General features: G+C 57.2%; 14 protein-coding genes. 9 read left to right on the top strand and 5 right to left on the bottom strand.

Going from position 1 to position 17,530, the window contains the following annotated elements; all coding sequences use genetic code 11:
- Positions 1–13: 13 nt before the first annotated feature.
- Both HMPREF2796_RS07450 and HMPREF2796_RS07445 read right to left on the bottom strand, forming a co-directional pair.
- Positions 14–349, bottom strand: a complete 336-nt coding sequence (locus HMPREF2796_RS07450; protein ID WP_070632515.1) for a hypothetical protein — start codon at positions 347–349, stop codon at positions 14–16.
- A 26-nt stretch (positions 350–375) separates the two neighbouring features.
- On the bottom strand, positions 376–810 hold the full coding sequence (locus HMPREF2796_RS07445) for a surface-adhesin E family protein (protein ID WP_070632511.1): 435 nt from the start codon (positions 808–810) through the stop codon (positions 376–378).
- A gap of 81 nt (positions 811–891) precedes the next feature.
- Here HMPREF2796_RS07445 and recQ point away from each other — a divergent pair, with 81 nt between their 5' ends.
- Positions 892–2,724 (top strand): DNA helicase RecQ, encoded by a 1,833-nt coding sequence (recQ, locus tag HMPREF2796_RS07440; RefSeq protein WP_070632508.1) that lies wholly within the window; start codon positions 892–894, stop codon positions 2,722–2,724.
- A 551-nt stretch (positions 2,725–3,275) separates the two neighbouring features.
- On the opposite strand, the gene HMPREF2796_RS07435 is transcribed toward recQ, so the two are convergent.
- The gene (locus tag HMPREF2796_RS07435) at positions 3,276–5,063 is read right to left on the bottom strand and encodes a 2-isopropylmalate synthase (protein WP_070632505.1); all 1,788 of its coding nucleotides are present in this window, start codon (positions 5,061–5,063) and stop codon (positions 3,276–3,278) included.
- Positions 5,064–5,906: 843 nt separating this feature from the next.
- On the opposite strand from HMPREF2796_RS07435, the gene HMPREF2796_RS07430 reads away from it, so the two are divergent.
- The 6 genes from HMPREF2796_RS07430 (at position 5,907) to HMPREF2796_RS07405 (ending at position 11,936) form a co-directional block, all read left to right on the top strand.
- Positions 5,907–6,383, top strand: coding sequence for a DUF2059 domain-containing protein (locus HMPREF2796_RS07430; protein ID WP_070632502.1), 477 nt, complete (start codon positions 5,907–5,909; stop codon positions 6,381–6,383).
- Positions 6,384–6,598: 215 nt separating this feature from the next.
- The gene (locus HMPREF2796_RS07425; protein ID WP_070633459.1) at positions 6,599–7,573 is read left to right on the top strand and encodes a class 1 fructose-bisphosphatase; all 975 of its coding nucleotides are present in this window, start codon (positions 6,599–6,601) and stop codon (positions 7,571–7,573) included.
- A gap of 132 nt (positions 7,574–7,705) precedes the next feature.
- Positions 7,706–8,512, top strand: a complete 807-nt coding sequence (locus HMPREF2796_RS07420) for a carbon-nitrogen hydrolase family protein (protein WP_070632500.1) — start codon at positions 7,706–7,708, stop codon at positions 8,510–8,512.
- Between the two features lie 106 nt (positions 8,513–8,618).
- Entirely contained in the window at positions 8,619–9,308 is a 690-nt protein-coding gene (locus tag HMPREF2796_RS07415; protein ID WP_070632497.1) for an SIR2 family NAD-dependent protein deacylase, read from the top strand.
- Positions 9,309–9,446: 138 nt separating this feature from the next.
- The gene (locus HMPREF2796_RS07410; protein WP_070632494.1) at positions 9,447–11,327 is read left to right on the top strand and encodes a monovalent cation:proton antiporter-2 (CPA2) family protein; all 1,881 of its coding nucleotides are present in this window, start codon (positions 9,447–9,449) and stop codon (positions 11,325–11,327) included.
- 15 nt (positions 11,328–11,342) lie between these two features.
- Positions 11,343–11,936 (top strand): 5-formyltetrahydrofolate cyclo-ligase, encoded by a 594-nt coding sequence (locus HMPREF2796_RS07405; protein ID WP_070632492.1) that lies wholly within the window; start codon positions 11,343–11,345, stop codon positions 11,934–11,936.
- 174 nt (positions 11,937–12,110) lie between these two features.
- Here the strand turns inward: HMPREF2796_RS07405 and grpE are convergent, their stop codons facing one another.
- Positions 12,111–12,695 carry a nucleotide exchange factor GrpE gene (gene grpE / locus HMPREF2796_RS07400; RefSeq protein WP_070632489.1) on the bottom strand — a complete coding sequence of 195 codons (585 nt, stop codon included), beginning with the start codon at positions 12,693–12,695 and terminating at the stop codon, positions 12,111–12,113.
- Between the two features lie 280 nt (positions 12,696–12,975).
- Between grpE and dsbD the strand changes: the two genes are divergently transcribed.
- Positions 12,976–14,760, top strand: a complete 1,785-nt coding sequence (gene dsbD, locus HMPREF2796_RS07395) for a protein-disulfide reductase DsbD (protein WP_070632486.1) — start codon at positions 12,976–12,978, stop codon at positions 14,758–14,760.
- A gap of 222 nt (positions 14,761–14,982) precedes the next feature.
- Here dsbD and gap read toward each other — a convergent pair whose 3' ends face one another.
- Positions 14,983–16,011: a type I glyceraldehyde-3-phosphate dehydrogenase gene (gene gap / locus HMPREF2796_RS07390; protein WP_070632482.1), complete on the bottom strand. Its 1,029-nt coding sequence runs from the start codon at positions 16,009–16,011 to the stop codon at positions 14,983–14,985.
- Positions 16,012–16,237: 226 nt separating this feature from the next.
- Between gap and asd the strand changes: the two genes are divergently transcribed.
- Positions 16,238–17,356, top strand: a complete 1,119-nt coding sequence (gene asd, locus HMPREF2796_RS07385) for an aspartate-semialdehyde dehydrogenase (protein ID WP_070632479.1) — start codon at positions 16,238–16,240, stop codon at positions 17,354–17,356.
- Positions 17,357–17,530 lie beyond the last annotated feature (174 nt).

Genomic DNA, 17,530 nt, shown 5'->3' with positions numbered 1-17,530 from the left:
TACTCATCTCCGGCTAAGGCTGCTGTCCGCGTACTGCCGTCCAAGCCGCATCCAACCGGCGGCCGGCCTCTTCCATCGTGGTATTCGATTGCTGCGCGGCCACATCCGCCTCATTCAATTGCGTTTGCAACTGCGTGATTTCCGCCTGTTTCTGCTGCAAAGCAGTTTGTGCCGCTTCCAAACGGGTGCGCAGCGTGTTCACACGGCTGCCGTTATCGGTTTGCGCTTTCAATGCTTCCTGATACGCCATCTGCGCACTCAAAAGCTCAGTTTGTGCCGCATCATCCGCCCAAGCTGGCGCAGCGGCGGCCAGCAGACACAGGCCGGCCACAATTCCCTTGATCCGCATATTTTCTCTCCTTAATTCTGCAAAAATCACAAAGTTTTGCCACAGGCAATTTCAAACTGTTTACCGCCGGCCGAACCTTTCACCACCGGCTGGGCAGGCCGCCTGGCTGTTTCATATTGGTTGGCAGCCAGTTTGTTGCCTGAAGCATCCCACATATCCACCGCAGCCAAATGGCGGGTGCGCGCCTGGCAATCGAACTGCCATTGGTTGACCGCCGTTTTGAAATGCGGCGTGTTCACATAATGCTCGCGCCCCACATCCGACACGGTAATCCGCTCGCGGAAGCTAACCCGGCTGCCTTCCTTCCGAATGCTGGAAGTGTCTATTTCGTAACGCATATTGCCGTTTTGGCTCACACCCACTTCTCTCCAGCTGCCGCCCAGGCTCGGCCCGCCGCTCATACTCGGACAACCCGCCAACACCAACACCGCACACAGCCCGGCCCATCTCTTCAGTTGCATAAAAATCCTTTCAGGTAGCCTTCAAACGCTATAAAATCCGCGCCATTATATCCAACAAATCCCGCAAACGGAAAACCACTCATGCCACAACCCTCCGCCCTCAGCATCCTGCGCGAAGTTTTCGGCTATCACGCCTTCCGTGGGCGGCAGGAAGAAATTGTGAACGCGCTGGCAGAGGGGCAAAATCTGCTGGTGCTGATGCCTACCGGCGGCGGCAAATCCCTGTGCTATCAAATTCCCGCCCTGATGCGGCGCGGGCTGGCCGTGGTAGTGTCGCCGCTGATTGCCCTGATGGACGACCAAGTGGCCGCCCTGCAGGCCGCAGGCGTGGCCGCCGCCAGCGTGCATAGCGGCATCAGCAGCAGTCAGGTGCAGCAGATTGCCGACACTATCGAGGCAGGCTACCTGAAACTGCTCTACGTTTCCCCCGAGCGTTTGGTAAGCGAACGCTTCCTGCGCTTTCTCGACCACACCGAAATCAGCCTGTTCGCCATCGACGAAGCCCACTGCGTGAGCCAATGGGGGCACGACTTCCGCCCCGAATACCGCCAGCTCGGCCTTTTGGCCGAGCGCTACCCCACCATCCCCCGCATCGCCCTCACCGCCACCGCCGACGCCGAAACCCGTGCCGACATCAAACACTACCTCAAACTGGAAAACGCCGCCGAATACATCGCCAGCTTCGACCGCCCCAATATCTACTACCAAATCATTGAAAAAAACAACGGCAAAAAACAGCTGCTCGATTTTCTGCACAACCGTCCCCACGGCGAAAGCGGCATCGTTTACTGCTTAAGCCGCAAAAAAGTGGAAGACACCGCCGCCTTTTTAAACGAACACGGCTACCGCGCCCTGCCTTATCACGCCGGCCTCACCATGGCCGAGCGCAACGAAAACCAACACCGCTTCACCCGCGAAGAAGGCCTCATCATCGTGGCCACCGTCGCCTTCGGCATGGGCATCGACAAACCTGACGTGCGCTTCGTTGCCCACCTCGATATGCCGCAAAGCATCGAACACTTCTACCAGGAAAGCGGCCGCGCTGGGCGCGACGGGCAGCCTGCCGCTAGCTGGCTGTGCTACGGCCTCAACGACTACTCCCTGCTGCGCGAACGCATCCAAACCGGCAACAGCAACGACTTCCAAAAGCAAATCGAACAGCAAAAACTCGAAGCCATGTTTGCCGTGTGCGAAACCTCCAGCTGCCGCCGCGCCGCCCTATTGCGCCACTTCGGCGAAGAAATCCCCCCCTGCGGCCACTGCGACAACTGCCTGCACCCGCCCGTCCTCTTCAACGCCACCGAAAACGTGCAGAAACTCCTCAGCTGCGTTTACCGCGTCGGCCAGCGCTTTGCCGCCGGCTACGTCATCCACGTATTGCGCGGCAAAGCCGACGACTGGATTCGGCAAAACCGCCACGACCAGCTCTCCACCTACGGCATCGGCGCCGCCCTGTCCGACAAAGAATGGCGCGGCATCATCCGCCAATGCATCGGCCAAGGCCTGCTCGCCACCGACCCGCACAACTACCACGCCCTCATGCTCACCCAAGCCGCCCGCCCCGTGCTGCAAGGCAAGCAGACCGTGATGCTGCGCCCGCTCAAACGCGAAAAATCCGCCACCCGTACCCCGCGCGAACAATGGCTGCGCACCGAGCGCGAAGAACGCCTCTGGCAAGCCCTGCGCCAATGGCGCACCGAACGCGCCCGCGCCGAGAACGTGCCCGCCTACATTGTGTGTGGCGACCGCACCCTGCAAGACATCGTGCAGCAACGCCCCGCCAGCCTCTCCGAACTGCAAAACATCTACGGCTTGGGCGAAGCCAAAATCCAAAAATTCGGCAGCGATATCCTCGAAGTCTGCGCCCAATTCACCCAAGACAGCGTCCCCGAAACCGCCCTGCCAGATGCCTAAGCCAATCCATAAAAGGCTACCTGAAATTTTCAGGTAGCCTTTTAAATGCGGACAACACGTTTCCAGCCAATTTATAGTGGATTAAATTTAAATCAGGACAAGGCGGCGAGCCGCAGACAGTACACACGTTACGGCAAGGCGAGCCAACGCTGTACTGGTTTTTGTTAATTCACTATACCTTTGCCACACATGGCGCAGCCCATATTGTTCGGAGCAAGCCAGGCAATACCGAAGCAGTAAAACCAGCTAATTTAAATATAAAAACACAGGCTTTAATCAGATTTTATGTGGCACGAATCAACTATCTGGTGCACAAACCGCCCTGCTCATGCAGAATGATTCAGGCTACCTGAAAGCAGTCTGGCGCTGCAAAACTCAGGCGGGGATATCTGCATTGCTCAGATGCGTACATCCCAGCCGCCTGCACAACAAAAAGGCTACCTGAAAACCATATCGCATAATTTCAGGTAGCCTTTCGCGCAAAATCAAACCGCCCTGCAGCATGATGCCGAAGGGCGGTACTTCAAAAGCAAGCGGAAAACAAAACCCAGCTAAATCCCGCCCTGCGCCTTCACTTTTTCACCACCTTCCAGCTTGTTCAACGCAGAAAGATAGGCTTTGGCGGTGGCAGCCAGAATATCGGTGTCCGCACCCTGGCCGTTGGCCACGCGGCCGTTTCTGGCCAGGCGCACACCGGTTTCGCCTTGGCTTTCCGTGCCGAAGGTTACCGCGTTCACCGAATAAATCTGCAATTCGGCGCCGCTCTGCACCACGCTTTCGATGGCCTTGAAAATCGCATCTACCGGGCCGGAGCCGGTGGCTTCGGCGTGCTGCTCTTCGCCATCGGCACTGAACACGATTTCGGCGCGCGGCAATTCACCGGTTTCGGTAACGATTCGCTGCGAGATGAATTTATAACGATCAGGCGTGAGATTAGACATTTCATCCGATACCAGCACATGCAAATCTTCGTCAAAAATTTCGCGTTTTTTATCGGCCAGTTCTTTGAAGCGGGCAAAAGCAGCATTGAGTGCTTCCTCACTACCCAATTCAATGCCCAGCTCGGCCAATTTGGTTTTGAAGGCATTGCGGCCGGAAAGTTTACCCAAACTCAATCGGTTAGCCGACCAGCCCACCGATTCGGCCGACATAATTTCATAGGTTTCCCGATGTTTGAGCACGCCGTCTTGGTGGATGCCTGATTCGTGGGCAAAAGCGTTGGCACCCACAATGGCCTTATTGGGCTGCACCGGATAGCCGGTGATACTGGACACCAGTTTAGACGCGGGCACGATTTGGGTAGTATCAATGCCGGTTTCCAAGCCGAATAAGTCGTGCCGCACTTTCAGCGCCATCACAATTTCTTCCAAGCTGGCATTGCCCGCGCGTTCGCCCAGGCCGTTGATGGTGCATTCCACTTGCCGAACGCCTGCCTGAATTGCGGCCAGCGAGTTGGCCACAGCCATACCCAAATCGTTGTGGCAGTGGGTGGACCAAACCACTTTGCCGCCGTTGGGTACGCTGCGGATGATGCTGCTGATGCGCTCGTACCATGCGGATGGGACAGAATAGCCCACGGTATCGGGGATATTGATGGTGGTGGCACCCGCATCAATAACTGCCGTGAAGATTTTTGCCAAAAAATCCAAATCGGAGCGCACTGCATCTTCTGCAGAGAATTCCACGTCGTCCGTGTATTCTTTGGCAATTTTCACCGCTTTCACCGCTGCATCGATCACCTGCTGCGGCTTCATTTTCAGCTTGTATTCCATATGGATGGGACTGGTGGCGATGAAGGTGTGGATGCGCTTTTTCGGTGCGGGTGCAATCGCCTCGCCGGCCTTGCGTATATCGTTCTCCACTGCCCGCGCCAACGAGCAAACGGTTGATTCGGTAATAGTTTTGGCGATTTCGTGCACGGCCTCCCAATCGCCGGGGCTAGCTGCAGCAAAACCGGCCTCGATGACATCCACCCCCAGCCTCTCCAGCTGCCGTGCCACGCGCACTTTTTCTTCCTTTGTCATGGCGGCACCCGGGGATTGCTCACCATCTCGCAAAGTGGTATCGAATACCACTATGCGGCTGTTGCCTGGCTGTGCCGGGGCGCGCTGCAAAGTAGGCTGCTGCTCCAGAAAAGCATTCAAATCCAACGGCCTGCCTTGCGCTTCAGCCAAGGCAGTCAGCCTTTGCAGCTGTGCCAACGGCAGCGAACCGCGTGTGCGCCATTTGTAAATGGCTGCGGTGGAAGCGGCCCCTTCAGGATCATGCCGGCGTAAGGCCTCGGCCAATGCGTTTACGCCACCGAAATAAGCAATCAGGAGATCAATATCAAGCTTCATAATGGACTTTCAGTCTAATTTAAACCGGAAATTTGCTAATTACTAGTATAATAGACATTCATAGACATAAAAGCAAGTAGAAATTATATGAGAAACGCAAGAGTAAGCATAATTTTATACTTATTGTCCACAATAACGCACTTGTTGCACATATGCCTTAACCTTTCCCCGCACTTTAGCCACTTACTGGACATAAATGTAGAGAAATCGCTATAATTTAAAACAGATACAAAGGTTTTTGAAACAGAGGAGCTTGCTGAAACATAACAAGCAAACAGCTTGCTGCCGCTCAAAGTGGCAAGCTTTAAAAACCGGCCACGCGCCGCGATAACAAACAGATAACAAACACCGATTCTGATACCTACAGCCGAACAACTTCATCCCGCATAACCAAGGCTTCACTGCCTTGCCAAGCAAACTAGCAAAATAATTAGGGATGCAAAGTGTTTCGTGCCATTACTTGCGGGGGCAGCGATGTTCGATTTATCTCTTTCTCTTTCTTTCTTATTACTGGCTCTGTTGCTATGGCTGCTGGTACGCCTGAAACAGCACCACCGTCAGCGCAAGCCGCTCACCACTCACGGGCATGACGATTGCAGTTTTTTCACCCGTGAATACCACCGGGACCGACAATAGCCCATTCTGTGGCAGCCTCGCGGTGCATATCTTGTTTTAACTCCGCTGAAGCAAATGCTTTCAGGTAGCCTCACTACAAAAAGGAATCCCATGCCACATAGCTTCCGCCGGTCTATCTTCCGCAGCCTCGCCTTGGCCGCACTCTTGATTACCCTGCCCGCCGCCGCGCAAACCCCGTCTGACGAATCTCTTAACCGGCTGATTTAGTTGCAAAACCTGCCCGCCCAGCTGCGTACTGCCGTACCAGCCGCCACCGATTTCACCAACCAGGAAATCAACCGACAAATCAATAGCAACACCCGCCTGAGCCCCGAGCAGCGTGCCGCGCTACAACGTGCTTCCGAACAATATGTTTCCGGCATGAACCGCGAAGTTTTCCAATCGGAAGAATTGCTGAACCAAATGCGCGAAATCAGCCGTGATGCCATGCGCCAAACCTACACACAAGAAGAAGTGGACGCCATGATCGCCTTCTACCACACACCTGCCGGGCAGAGTGTGTTGAACAAACAGGGCGATTTGACCAAAACTATGATGCCGCCGATGATGCGCCTAATCAGCCAGCGCTACGAACAGGTAAGCCAGCGCCTTACCCCGCAGTTCCGCCGCGAAGTGGATCGTATCCGGCGCGAAGCTGGACGTACTGAGCCGCCACGCCACAGCGGCCGCGGCAAATGCCGTTAAACAGCCCGAACAGCACAACGGTACGGCAAATTTCTCCCTGCAAACCCTACCCTATCCAGCCACTGTGCGGGTAAAATACGGCCATGCCAACAGGCTACCTGAAAGCGAAACCTCTACGCAGTTAAAATCCAACGTAACGGCGTGTAGGCCATACCAAACTTTTCAGGTAGCCTTTGACACAGATAACCCGCAAAAACATCCTAATCGAGTTCCTCATGCCCACTCTGTCCCAATTCCTCCAGCAACACCTCGCCGAACACCAACTGCCTGCCGAATTAGGTAGTGTAGTTTCCACCATCGTCCAAGCCTGCCAAACCATCAGCGGCCAAGTGCGCCAAGGTGCGCTCGCCGGTGTGCTGGGCGAAGCCGGCAGCAGCAATGTGCAAGACGAAGCCCAGAAAAAACTGGACGTGATTGCTAACCAAATCCTGATTGACGCCCTCTCTGCCAACTCCGCCGTGGCCGGCTTGGCTAGCGAGGAAGAGGAGCAGTTTGTGTCCGCCAGCGATCAAGGCCGCTATCTCGTGCTGTTCGACCCTTTAGACGGCTCGTCCAATATCGACATCAATATTTCGGTCGGCACCATCTTCTCCATCTTGGAAAAACCTGCAGGTCCGCTTTCCACCCAATCCTTCCTGCAAAGCGGCCGCGCCCAAGTAGCCAGCGGTTATACGCTCTACGGGCCGCAAACCCAGCTCGTGCTCTGCCTGCGCCACGGCGTGGCCGTGTTTACGCTGGATGCCGGCGGCCAATTTGTCCAAACCCAGCTCAACCCGCAAATCCCGCAGGCCACGCGCGAATTTGCCATCAATATGTCCAACCAGCGCCATTGGCAGCCGCCCATGCAGCAATACATTGCCGAACTGCTCGCCGGGGAAACCGGCCCCCGCGGCAAAAACTACAATATGCGCTGGGTAGCCAGCATGGTGGCCGAGATTCACCGCATTCTCATGCGCGGCGGCATCTTTATGTATCCCAAAGACGCGCGCGACCCGGCCAAGCCCGGCAAACTGCGCCTGATGTATGAAGCCAACCCATTGAGTCTGATCATCGAACAAGCCGGCGGCGCCAGCACCAATGCCCGCGAGAGCATGCTCGATATTCAGCCAGAAGGCCTGCACCAACGCGTGGCCGTGATTATGGGCAGCCGCGAAGAAGTGGATTACGCCACGCGATTGCACCAACAATAAACCCAAGGCTACCTGAAATAATTTTGGCTTCACCGAAACAGCCGCACGCAACAAGATATTGTTTTAACTCCGCTGAAGCAGATGCTTTCAGGTAGCCTCCCCTTAGTTTTTTAATCCAACATCGAACACACCATGCAAACTATCCGCGCCGCCGCCATCCAACTCGTTTCTCACACCGACCCCGCCATAAACCGCCGCAGTGTCGTACAGCAAGTAGCCACTGCCGCCCAAGCCGGCGCCGACTGGGTGCTGCTGCCCGAATACTGGTCGCTAATTGGCCAACACGACACCGACAAACTCGCCCAAGCCGAACAATTCGGTCGCGGCCCGCTGCAAATCTTCATGGCCGAGCTGGCCGCCCGCCACCGCATCGTCTTATTCGGCGGCAGCATCCCCCTGCTCGCCAACGAAAGCGGCAAAATCATCAATAGCCTGCTCGTATACGGCCGCGACGGCCAATGCCTCAGCCGCTACGACAAAGCCCACCTCTTCAGCTACACCGGCATTGGCGAAAGCTACCGCGAAGCCGACACCATCGAAGCTGGCAACAGCATCCCCTCGTCTGTGGAAATCGACGGCTGGCGCTACGGCCAAGGCGTGTGCTACGACCTGCGTTTCCCAGAAATCTTCCGCGCCCAGCAGCCGTTTGACGTACTCCTCCTGCCTGCCGCCTTTACCTACACCACCGGCAAAGCCCACTGGCAAACCCTGCTGCAGGCCCGCGCCATCGAAAACCAATGCTACGTTATCGCCGCCGCCCAAGGCGGCCTGCACGACAGCGGCCGGCGCACCTACGGCCACAGCATGATTATCGATCCCTGGGGCGAAATCCTCGCCGAGCGGCCAGAAGGAGAAGGCTGGATCATGGCCGAACTCAAGCCCCAACGCCTGCACACCGTGCGCAACCAACTGCCCGCCCTGCAGCACCGCCGGTTTTAAACAAAAAGGCTACCTGAAAAACTATTTCTTATTTTCAGGTAGCCTTTATCCGGCCATATAGGCTACCTGAAAACACACGGCAACCCTGTTCACAAGAAAGCAAACCATGCAAAAAATCGTCGTCCTCACCGGTGCCGGCATCAGCGCCGACAGCGGCCTGCGCACCTTCCGCGACACCGACGGCCTGTGGGAAGGCTACAAAGTGGAAGAAGTGTGCACGCCCGAAGCCTTCGCGCGCAATCCCAAGCTCGTGATCGACTTCTACAACGAACGCCGACGCCAAGCACAGGCTGCCGAACCCAATGCCGCCCATCGCGCGCTGGCCGAACTGGAAAAATATTATCAGGTTCAAATTGTTACCCAAAATGTGGACGACCTGCACGAACGTGCCGGCAGCAGTACCGTGCTGCACCTGCACGGCGAATTGAACAAAGCCCGCAGCAGCGCCGACGAAAACTATGTGGTCGAATGGACGGGCGACCAATCTATCAACGACACCGACCCGCAAGGCTACCCCATGCGCCCGCACATTGTTTGGTTCGGCGAGGCCGTGCCGCTGATTGAAACTGCTGCCCGCTGGGTGTCGCAGGCCGATAAAGTGCTGGTGGTCGGCACCTCGATGCAGGTGTATCCCGCCGCCGGCCTGGTGGAATACGCGCCCTACGAAGCCGAACGCTATCTGGTCGATCCGCGGCCGCCGGTGGGCTTGGCAAACATCAGCGTCATCAAAGCCAAGGCCAAAGACGGTGTGCCGCAACTGGTAGAAAAACTGATTGCCGAAGCCACACGGCACTGATTGCCGCTAGCCCGCCAGAAAGATACGGCAGTTTTGCCGAAACAAACCTGCTGTTTTCAGGTAGCCCCTCCTGCGGCAAAAGGCTACCTGAAAACTGTAACCCTTTATTTCAAACACCACTTATCCTAAAGCACGCCCATGACTACCATTCTGCTCTATTCCTTCACCTACCTGGCTTTCGCCGTTGCCGCCGTGCTCGTCTCCAAAAAACTGGGTTTGGGCTCGGTGTTGGGCTACCTGATGGCCGGCATCGCCATCGGCCCGGTTTTAGGCTTCGCCGGCAAAGAAACCGAATCCATCCAGCACGTTGCCGAATTCGGCGTGGTGATGATGCTGTTCCTGGTCGGTTTGGAGCTGGCGCCGCAAAAGCTGTGGCAGCTGCGGCATAAGCTCTTGGGGCTGGGCGGATTGCAGGTGCTGCTCTCCGTGGCGGCGATTGCCGGCATCACCATAGCCATCGGCAAAAGCTGGCAGATGGGCGTGGCCGTGGGCTGCATCCTGGCGCTCTCCTCCACCGCCATCGTGCTGCAAACTTATAGCGAAAAAAATCTGATGCAGTCGCCCGGCGGGCAGGCAGGCTTTGCCATCCTGCTGTTTCAAGACGTGGCCGCCATCCCGATGCTGGCACTCTTACCGCTCTTGGCCGTCGGCCACCACCACCGAAGCGGCCCGCACACCACCAACCTTTTGGCCGACCAGCCCGGCTGGGTGCTCGCCGCCGTGAGCATTGCCGCCATTTTGGCCATTGCCGTGGGCGTACGTTATCTGGTACCGCGCATGTTCCGCTTCATCAGCAAAGTCCGCCTCAACGAAATGTTCACCATGTTCACCCTGGCCTTGGTGGTGGGCATCGCCACGCTGATGTCGCTCGTCGGCCTCTCCCCCGCGTTGGGCGCATTCGTGGCCGGTGTGGCGCTGGCCAACAGCTCCTACCGGCACGAAATGGAAAGCCATCTCGAGCCCTTCAAAGGCCTGCTGTTGGGGCTGTTTTTCATCACCGTGGGCGCGGGCATGAATTTCACTCTGTTGGCTAAAGAGTTCTGGGTGGTGGCTGCCATCACCTTAGCCACACTGGCGGTAAAAGGCATCATCCTATTCATCCTCGGCCTGCTGTTCCACCTGCCGCGTATGGGCAGCAAACTGCTCGCGCTCAGCCTGGCGCAGGCCGGTGAATTCGGCTTTGTGCTGCTCACCATCGCCCGCCAGAGCCATGTTCTGCCGCGCGCCATGGCAGACCGAATCTCGTTGGTGGTTGCCCTCTCCATGCTGCTCACCCCGCTCCTGTTCATCTTCTACGACAAAGTGGTGGCCCCACGCGGCATCGTGGAAGAAAACCAAGAGCGCCCACACGACGTGATTGAAGAGGAAAACCCCGTCATCCTGCTCGGCCACGGCCGCTTCGGCCAGCAAATCAACAGCCTGCTCACCGCCTGCGGCTTCCACACCACCGTGATCGACTACCAAGCCGACACTGTGGAAGGCCTCACCAAATACGGCAGCAAAACCTACTACGGCGATGCCACCCGCCCCGAGCTGCTCAATTCCATCGGCCTGGCGCACGCCAAACTGCTCATCATCTGTATCGGCAACCGCGAGCAGTCCACCGAAATCGTGGAATTCGTCCACCGCCACTACCCCAACCTGCCCATCATCGCCCGCGCCCACGACCGCATCCATGCCTACCACCTGCACCATGCCGGCGCCAACTACATCATCCGCGAAACCGTAGACGCCGCCATCCGCAGCGGCCGCCTCGCGCTGGAGAAACTCGGCATCAACTCTGAAAAAGCCCAAGAGCTCAGCGAGTTCTACGCCGCCCGCGACCGCTATCAAATGGACAAAATGGCCGAGAAATACACCCCCGACCTGCCCGTGTTTGCCAACGAGCCCCTGCTCCAAGCCGCCCGCGAAATCGATACCGAAACCGCCCAAATGATGCAGGCCATACTGCGCGGCGAAAGCGTAGAATGGCAGGAAGACCCAGAAAGCTGGACCCGCCTGAAAAAAGGCCTCACCTAAGCTGACGAGCCTGCCATGCCAAGCAAAACCGACCTCCGCCGCCACTTCCACCGCCAACGGCAAGGCCTGCCGCCTGCCCAGCGGCAGCGTGCCGAAAAACGCATCAACAACCTGCTCAAAGGCTACCTGAAACGCGGCAAACGGCTGGCCATCTATTGGCCCATCGGCAGCGAGCTACGGCTCGACAGCCTCGCCGCCGCCGCCCGCCAACGCGGCACCGAGCTCTACCTGCCCTACATCGAACCACGCCGCCAGCGCCTGTGGTTTACCCCCTTCCCGCAACAAGGCCGCCCCGAACGCCGCCGCCAAGGCAAACTGAACATTCCCCAATTTGCCGGCCGCAAAATCCGCATCCACAACCTGCATAGCATCATCATCCCCCTAGTTGGCATCGACCGGCGCGGCTACCGTCTCGGCCAAGGCGGCGGCTTCTACGACGTTACCCTCGCCGCCCCCCGCCACCGCCTCTGCCCGCACAAAATCGGCGCCGGCTTCGCCTGCCAGGAAACCGACATCCTGCCAGCCGAAGAGCACGATATGCAGATGGATGTGTGGGTGTGCGAAAACGGCATCCGGCGTTTCGGCAAAACGGCCGATGTTCAGCGCTAGCTAAAAATAGATACAACAAAGGCTACCTGAAACTTTAGCTTCGCAGAAACTTCACTGCGCTGCGTTTTCAGGTAGCCTTTTTATTGAAGCAAACGCTGTACTGTGTGCCAAAATTTTCAGGTAGCCTGCATTCGATATAGCAGGCTACCTGAAAATCCGTTTACAGCCCGAAAGCTATTTCGCCTCCGGCGCCTTGGCAACGGACACCGTGGCGGGGCGCAGTACGCGGTCGTGCAGGGTATAGCCCTTCTGCATCACGTTCACGATGGTGTTCGGCTCTTGCTCGCTTTCCACAGTTTGGAAGGCCTGGTGGCGGTGCGGGTCGAGCTTGTCGCCGGGCTGGGGCAGGATTTCTTTGATTTGAGCCTGCTCGAAGGCACGCTTGAGCTCGGTGAGGGTCATCTCCACGCCCATTTTCAGCGCATCGAAATTGCCGCTTTGGTCGAGCAGCGCCATTTCCAAATAGTCTTTTACTTTCAACAGCTCTTCGGCAAATTTCTTGGCGGCGAATTTGTGGGCGGCCTGGATTTCTTCCTGATGGCGGCGGTTCAGGTTTTGCAGCTCGGCCTGATGGTATTTGTTGATGTCGGCCAGCTCGGCTTCCAGCTCGGTCACGCGCTGAGCCAACTGCTCCGGCGTAGGCTCGGCAGCAGCTTCAGCGGTGGCCTGCGGCTCAACCGCTTCGGCCTGGGCTTCTTGCTGCGGGAGTTCGGTTTCGGGGTTTTGGTTTTGGTGTTGGTGATGTTGATGATGAGACATGAAAATTCCTTTGAAAGAGAGCTTTTGCCCTGCCAAATGGGGCGGAGCGGCCGATTTTCAAGCGAAAAGGCGGCGGCGGGCATAATTATTTTGCTGCGGCTGTCAGAAACGGCATGCGCCGCTCGTCTATATAAGCAAGCCTGTGGCGGCAAAGTTAATTTCATCAATCGCTTTGTTAAATTAAGCCCATGGCGGGCAAGTTACTATTTCCTTATAATCCGCGCACATTTTTGTGCCCTTGTTTCAACTTCGTTGAAGCTAACGCTTTCAGGTAGCCTTTATGTTTAAAAAATTGATTCAATCTTTCACCCTGCCCGTGCTGTTGTGCTCCGGTATGGCGGCACATGCAATCGATGCCGGCCAGCTGCTGCCGGCGGAGCAGGCGTTCCGCCCCACGGTGGCGGCGGGCGAGCAGGATGTGGCCGTGCAGTTTCAAATTGCCGACGGCTATTATCTCTATCAAGAAAAAATCCGCGTAGAAACCGAACCATCCGGCCTGCTGGGCACGGCTAAGTTTTCGCAGGGCAAGGAAAAGGAAGATGAATTTTTCGGCAAGCAAACCGTGCACTACCACCAAGCCGTGGTGAAACTGCCCTTCCAATCCGCCGCACCCGCCACCTACCGCCTCACGCTCACCTACCAAGGCTGCGCGGATGTTGGCGTGTGCTATCCGCCGGTAACCAAAACACTGGAAATTAAAGGCACGGGCGTGTATGGCGACACAGCTACCCCGCCCGCCGGCGGCAGCAACCGCTTCACCGCGCCGCAAGACGGCTCGCCCGCTGCCAGCCCCGTGCCGCAGCCGCGCAAAAACCCGTTTAGCCTGTCGCGCGACACATTGGGGGCAAACCTGCTGGCTTTTTTTAGTTTCGGCATTGGCTTGAGTTTTACCGCCTGCATGTATCCCCTGCTGCCCATTGTGTCGGGCATCATCGTGGGAGACCGTGCCAATGCCGGCAAACGCCGCGGACTGATTTTGTCTTCGGTTTATGTGCAGGGGCTGGCGCTCACTTATGCTGCCGTGGGCGTGCTGGCCGGGCTCACTGGCTCGCTGCTCACCGTGTGGCTGCAACAGCCGTGGGTGGTGCTTTCTGCCGCCGCGCTGATTGTGGTACTGGCGCTGGGCATGTTCGACGTGTTCACTATCCAGCTGCCCTCCTTCATCCAAAGCTACTTCCAACAACAGAGCAGCAAGCTGTCCGGCGGCAAGATGGCTTCCGTGTTTGTGATGGGCATGCTCTCGGCGCTGATTGTCGGCCCCTGTGTGGCGCCGCCCCTGGCCGTGGCCTTGGGCTATATCGGCCAAACCGGCGATGCCGCGCTAGGCGGCCTGGCCTTATACAGCATGGCGCTGGGCACCGGCGTGCCGCTGGTTCTGGTGGGCACCTTCGGCGGGCACATCCTGCCTAAGGCCGGTGCGTGGATGAACGGCATCAAACATGCCTTCGGCATTATACTGCTGGCCGTGGCCGTGTATCTGGCCGCCCCCTTCCTGCCCTATGGCATAACCGTGGCGCTTTATTCCCTGCTGTTGGTTATCCCCGGCAGCCTGCTGTTGGGCAAACACCTGCGCAACCGCCAAATCAGGCCTTTGGCCATGGGGCTGGGCAGCCTCCTGCTCACCGTGGGCGTGTTTTTCGCCGTGCAGAGCGTGCGCATGCAGCCCACCTTCCTGCACCAGGCGCTCACCGTGTTCCCGCCGCAGCAAACTGCGCACCGGGTATTCACCGCACCACAGCAGCTCAACAGCGCCATGCAACAGGCTTTGGCCAGCGGCAAGCCTGTAGTGCTGGATTTTTATGCCGACTGGTGCGCCAGCTGCAAGGAGATGGAACACAAAACCTTCAGCCGCCCCGAAGTGCAGGCCGCCGTGCCGCCCGAGCGCGTATTCAAAATCGACCTCACCGACAACACGCCCGAGCAGCGCGCGCTGTTGCAGGAATACGGCCTGCCCGGCCCACCCGGCATCTTCGTTATCCATCCCGACGGCCGCCGCAGCAGCCCGCTCATCGGCTTCACCGAGCCGGCGGCATTTATCGAATGGTATCGGCAGCAGGTTTCCTGAAGCCGGTTGGAATAAAAGCAAAGGCTACCTGAACAGTTTCAGGTAGCCTTTTTAATGTGTAGCTTTAATATGCAGCCATATTTTCAGGTAGCCTGAAATTTTGGGGCTACCTGAAATATACAGAAGCAAGCCGAGCGAATATCGGCATAACAACACTAGCCGCAAACCATACAAAAGGCTACCTGAAACTTTTCAGGTAGCCTTTTGTATCACGCAGCAGCCTTATTCAAACGGGCGCACCGGCATCCCGAACATCGCACGGGCAGTGTTCAGCATCTGGCAGGAGAAGCCCCATTCGTTATCATACCAAGACAACACTTTCACCATATTGCCGTTGGAAACTTTAGTCAGCGTGCTGTCGAACACGGAAGCCTGGGTGGTGTGGTTGAAATCGGAAGACACCAGCGGCATGCTGTTGTAGCCCAGCACGCCTTTCAGGTAGCCTTCGCTGGCGGCTTTCACCAGAGCGTTGATTTCTTCCACGCTGGTATCGCGGCCGGCTTCAAAAGTTAAATCCACCAGAGAAACGTTGATGGTGGGCACGCGCACGGCGAAGCCGTCCAGTTTGCCTTTGAGCTCGGGCAACACCAAGCCCACCGCTTTGGCAGCGCCCGTTTTGGTGGGAATCATGTTTTCCACCGCGCTACGGGCGCGGCGCAGGTCTTTGTGGCTCACATCGGTCAGCACTTGGTCATTCGTAAAGGCGTGGGTGGTGGTCATCAGGCCTTTGGCAATGCCCACGCCCTCAGCCAGCACTTTGGCTACAGGCGCCAAGCAGTTGGTGGTGCAGGAAGCGTTGGACACAACAGTCATCTCAGGGGTGAGCACTTGGTGGTTCACGCCGTATACAACGGTAGCATCCACATCATCGCCGCCGGGTGCGGAAATCAGCACTTTTTTCGCACCGGCCTGAAGGTGTGCCGAGCTTTTTTCTTTGCTGGTGAAAGCGCCGGTACACTCCATCACCAAATCTACGCCCAGCTCTTTCCACGGCAGCTGGGACGGATCGCGCTGAGACAGGAAGCGGATTTTGTCGCCGTTCACAATCAGATGGGTTTCATCGTGCGACACCTCGGCGGCAAAGCGGCCGTGCACGGTGTCGAATTTGGTAAGATGGGCGTTGATTGGCAAATCGCTGCCAGTATTGATGGCGACGACTTCAAATTGGTCGCGCAGGCCGTATTCGTAAATCGCGCGCACCACCTGGCGGCCGATGCGGCCATAGCCATTGATGGCAATCTTCAAGCTCATGTTTACACCTTTCGTGAATTCCAAAAAACCCCGCGCCAAACAGCCCGGGCAGACACAAAATAACAAAGCGCATTATAGCGGGTTTATCCGCCAAACTACAGCCGCCAAATCCTAAGAGGCTACCTGAAAACATAATTCTGCCGTTCCCCCCTTTACTTTTCCGCGCCGCAAGGTTAAAAAGGCAGTCTCATTTCATTCACACTTCTTTACCAATCAAGGAGCAGTTATGCAAAAAGTAGGATTTGTCGGCTGGCGCGGTATGGTCGGCTCGGTTTTGATGCAGCGTATGCGCGAAGAAAACGATTTCGCCCACATCCCCGAAGCCTATTTCTTCACCACCTCCAACGTAGGCGGCAACGCTCCCGATTTCGGCCAGGCCGCCAAAACCCTGCTTGATGCCAACAATCCCGCCGAATTGGCCAAAATGGACATCATCGTTACCTGCCAGGGTGGCGACTACACCAAATCCGTGTATTCCCAACTGCGCGAATCCGGCTGGAACGGCTACTGGATCGATGCCGCCTCCGCCCTGCGCATGAACGATGATGCCGTGATCGTGCTCGACCCGGTAAACCGTAACGTAATCGATGCCGCCCTGCAAAACGGCGTGAAAAACTACATCGGCGGCAACTGCACCGTTTCCCTGATGCTGATGGCCCTGGGTGGTTTGTTCCAAAACGGCCTGGTGGAATGGGCTTCCAGTATGACCTACCAAGCCGCCTCCGGCGCGGGCGCAAAAAATATGCGCGAGCTCATCAGCGGCATGGGCGCCATCCACAGCAAAGTGGCCGCCGAACTGGCCGACCCCGCCAGCGCCATCCTCAATATCGACCGCAAAGTATCCGACTTCCTGCGCTCGCCCGACTACCCCAAAGCCAACTTCGGCGTGCCGCTGGCCGGCAGCCTGATTCCGTGGATCGACGTAGACTTGGGCAACGGCCAATCCAAGGAAGAATGGAAAGGCGACGTTGAAACCAACAAAATCCTCGGCGGCAGCCGCCCCACCATCGTGGAAGGCCTGTGCGTACGCATCGGCGCCATGCGCTGCCACAGCCAGGCCATCACCCTGAAGCTGAAACAGGATCTGCCCGTATCCGAAATCGAAAGCCTGCTCGCCGGCGCCAACGATTGGGTGAAAGTTGTGCCCAACACCAAAGAAGCCAGTATGCACGAGCTCACCCCCGCCGCCGTTACCGGCACGCTCACCGTGCCCGTAGGCCGCATCCGCAAGCTCGCCATGGGCGGCGAATACATCAGCGCCTTCACCGTGGGCGACCAACTGCTCTGGGGCGCGGCAGAACCCATCCGCCGCATCCTGCGCATCGTATTGGGCAATTTGGATTGATTTAACTTGCCCTGAAACAGCATTAAAGGCTACCTGAAAACAGTCATGGCTGACTTTCAGGTAGCCTTTATATTGTTTCATCCCCTTTCAGCAGCCCGAGATCTTTACCGCATCAGGCTACCTGAAAACGATGTTTCGGCGCAGTAAAAGTAGGTTGGGTTAGCCACAGGCGTA

Origin of the sequence: Eikenella sp. HMSC071B05, from assembly GCF_001811325.1 — a bacterium.
Lineage (GTDB): Bacteria > Pseudomonadota > Gammaproteobacteria > Burkholderiales > Neisseriaceae > Eikenella > Eikenella corrodens.
Note: the sequence above shows the minus strand (reverse complement) of the source record. Positions and strands in the feature narration are given on the sequence as shown.

What these genes read in the sequence shown, in the direction of transcription:
- HMPREF2796_RS07445 (WP_070632511.1), bottom strand. Translation starts at nt 810, where the DNA reads ATGCAACTGAAGAGATGGGCCGGGCTGTGTGCGGTGTTGGTGTTGGCG.
- recQ (WP_070632508.1), top strand. Translation starts at nt 892, where the DNA reads ATGCCACAACCCTCCGCCCTCAGCATCCTGCGCGAAGTTTTCGGCTAT.
- HMPREF2796_RS07435 (WP_070632505.1), bottom strand. Translation starts at nt 5,063, where the DNA reads ATGAAGCTTGATATTGATCTCCTGATTGCTTATTTCGGTGGCGTAAAC.
- gap (WP_070632482.1), bottom strand. Translation starts at nt 16,011, where the DNA reads ATGAGCTTGAAGATTGCCATCAATGGCTATGGCCGCATCGGCCGCCAG.
- HMPREF2796_RS07415 (WP_070632497.1), top strand. Translation starts at nt 8,619, where the DNA reads ATGCAAAAAATCGTCGTCCTCACCGGTGCCGGCATCAGCGCCGACAGC.
- HMPREF2796_RS07425 (WP_070633459.1), top strand. Translation starts at nt 6,599, where the DNA reads ATGCCCACTCTGTCCCAATTCCTCCAGCAACACCTCGCCGAACACCAA.
- HMPREF2796_RS07405 (WP_070632492.1), top strand. Translation starts at nt 11,343, where the DNA reads ATGCCAAGCAAAACCGACCTCCGCCGCCACTTCCACCGCCAACGGCAA.
- HMPREF2796_RS07420 (WP_070632500.1), top strand. Translation starts at nt 7,706, where the DNA reads ATGCAAACTATCCGCGCCGCCGCCATCCAACTCGTTTCTCACACCGAC.
- dsbD (WP_070632486.1), top strand. Translation starts at nt 12,976, where the DNA reads ATGTTTAAAAAATTGATTCAATCTTTCACCCTGCCCGTGCTGTTGTGC.
- asd (WP_070632479.1), top strand. Translation starts at nt 16,238, where the DNA reads ATGCAAAAAGTAGGATTTGTCGGCTGGCGCGGTATGGTCGGCTCGGTT.
- HMPREF2796_RS07450 (WP_070632515.1), bottom strand. Translation starts at nt 349, where the DNA reads ATGCGGATCAAGGGAATTGTGGCCGGCCTGTGTCTGCTGGCCGCCGCT.
- HMPREF2796_RS07410 (WP_070632494.1), top strand. Translation starts at nt 9,447, where the DNA reads ATGACTACCATTCTGCTCTATTCCTTCACCTACCTGGCTTTCGCCGTT.
- grpE (WP_070632489.1), bottom strand. Translation starts at nt 12,695, where the DNA reads ATGTCTCATCATCAACATCACCAACACCAAAACCAAAACCCCGAAACC.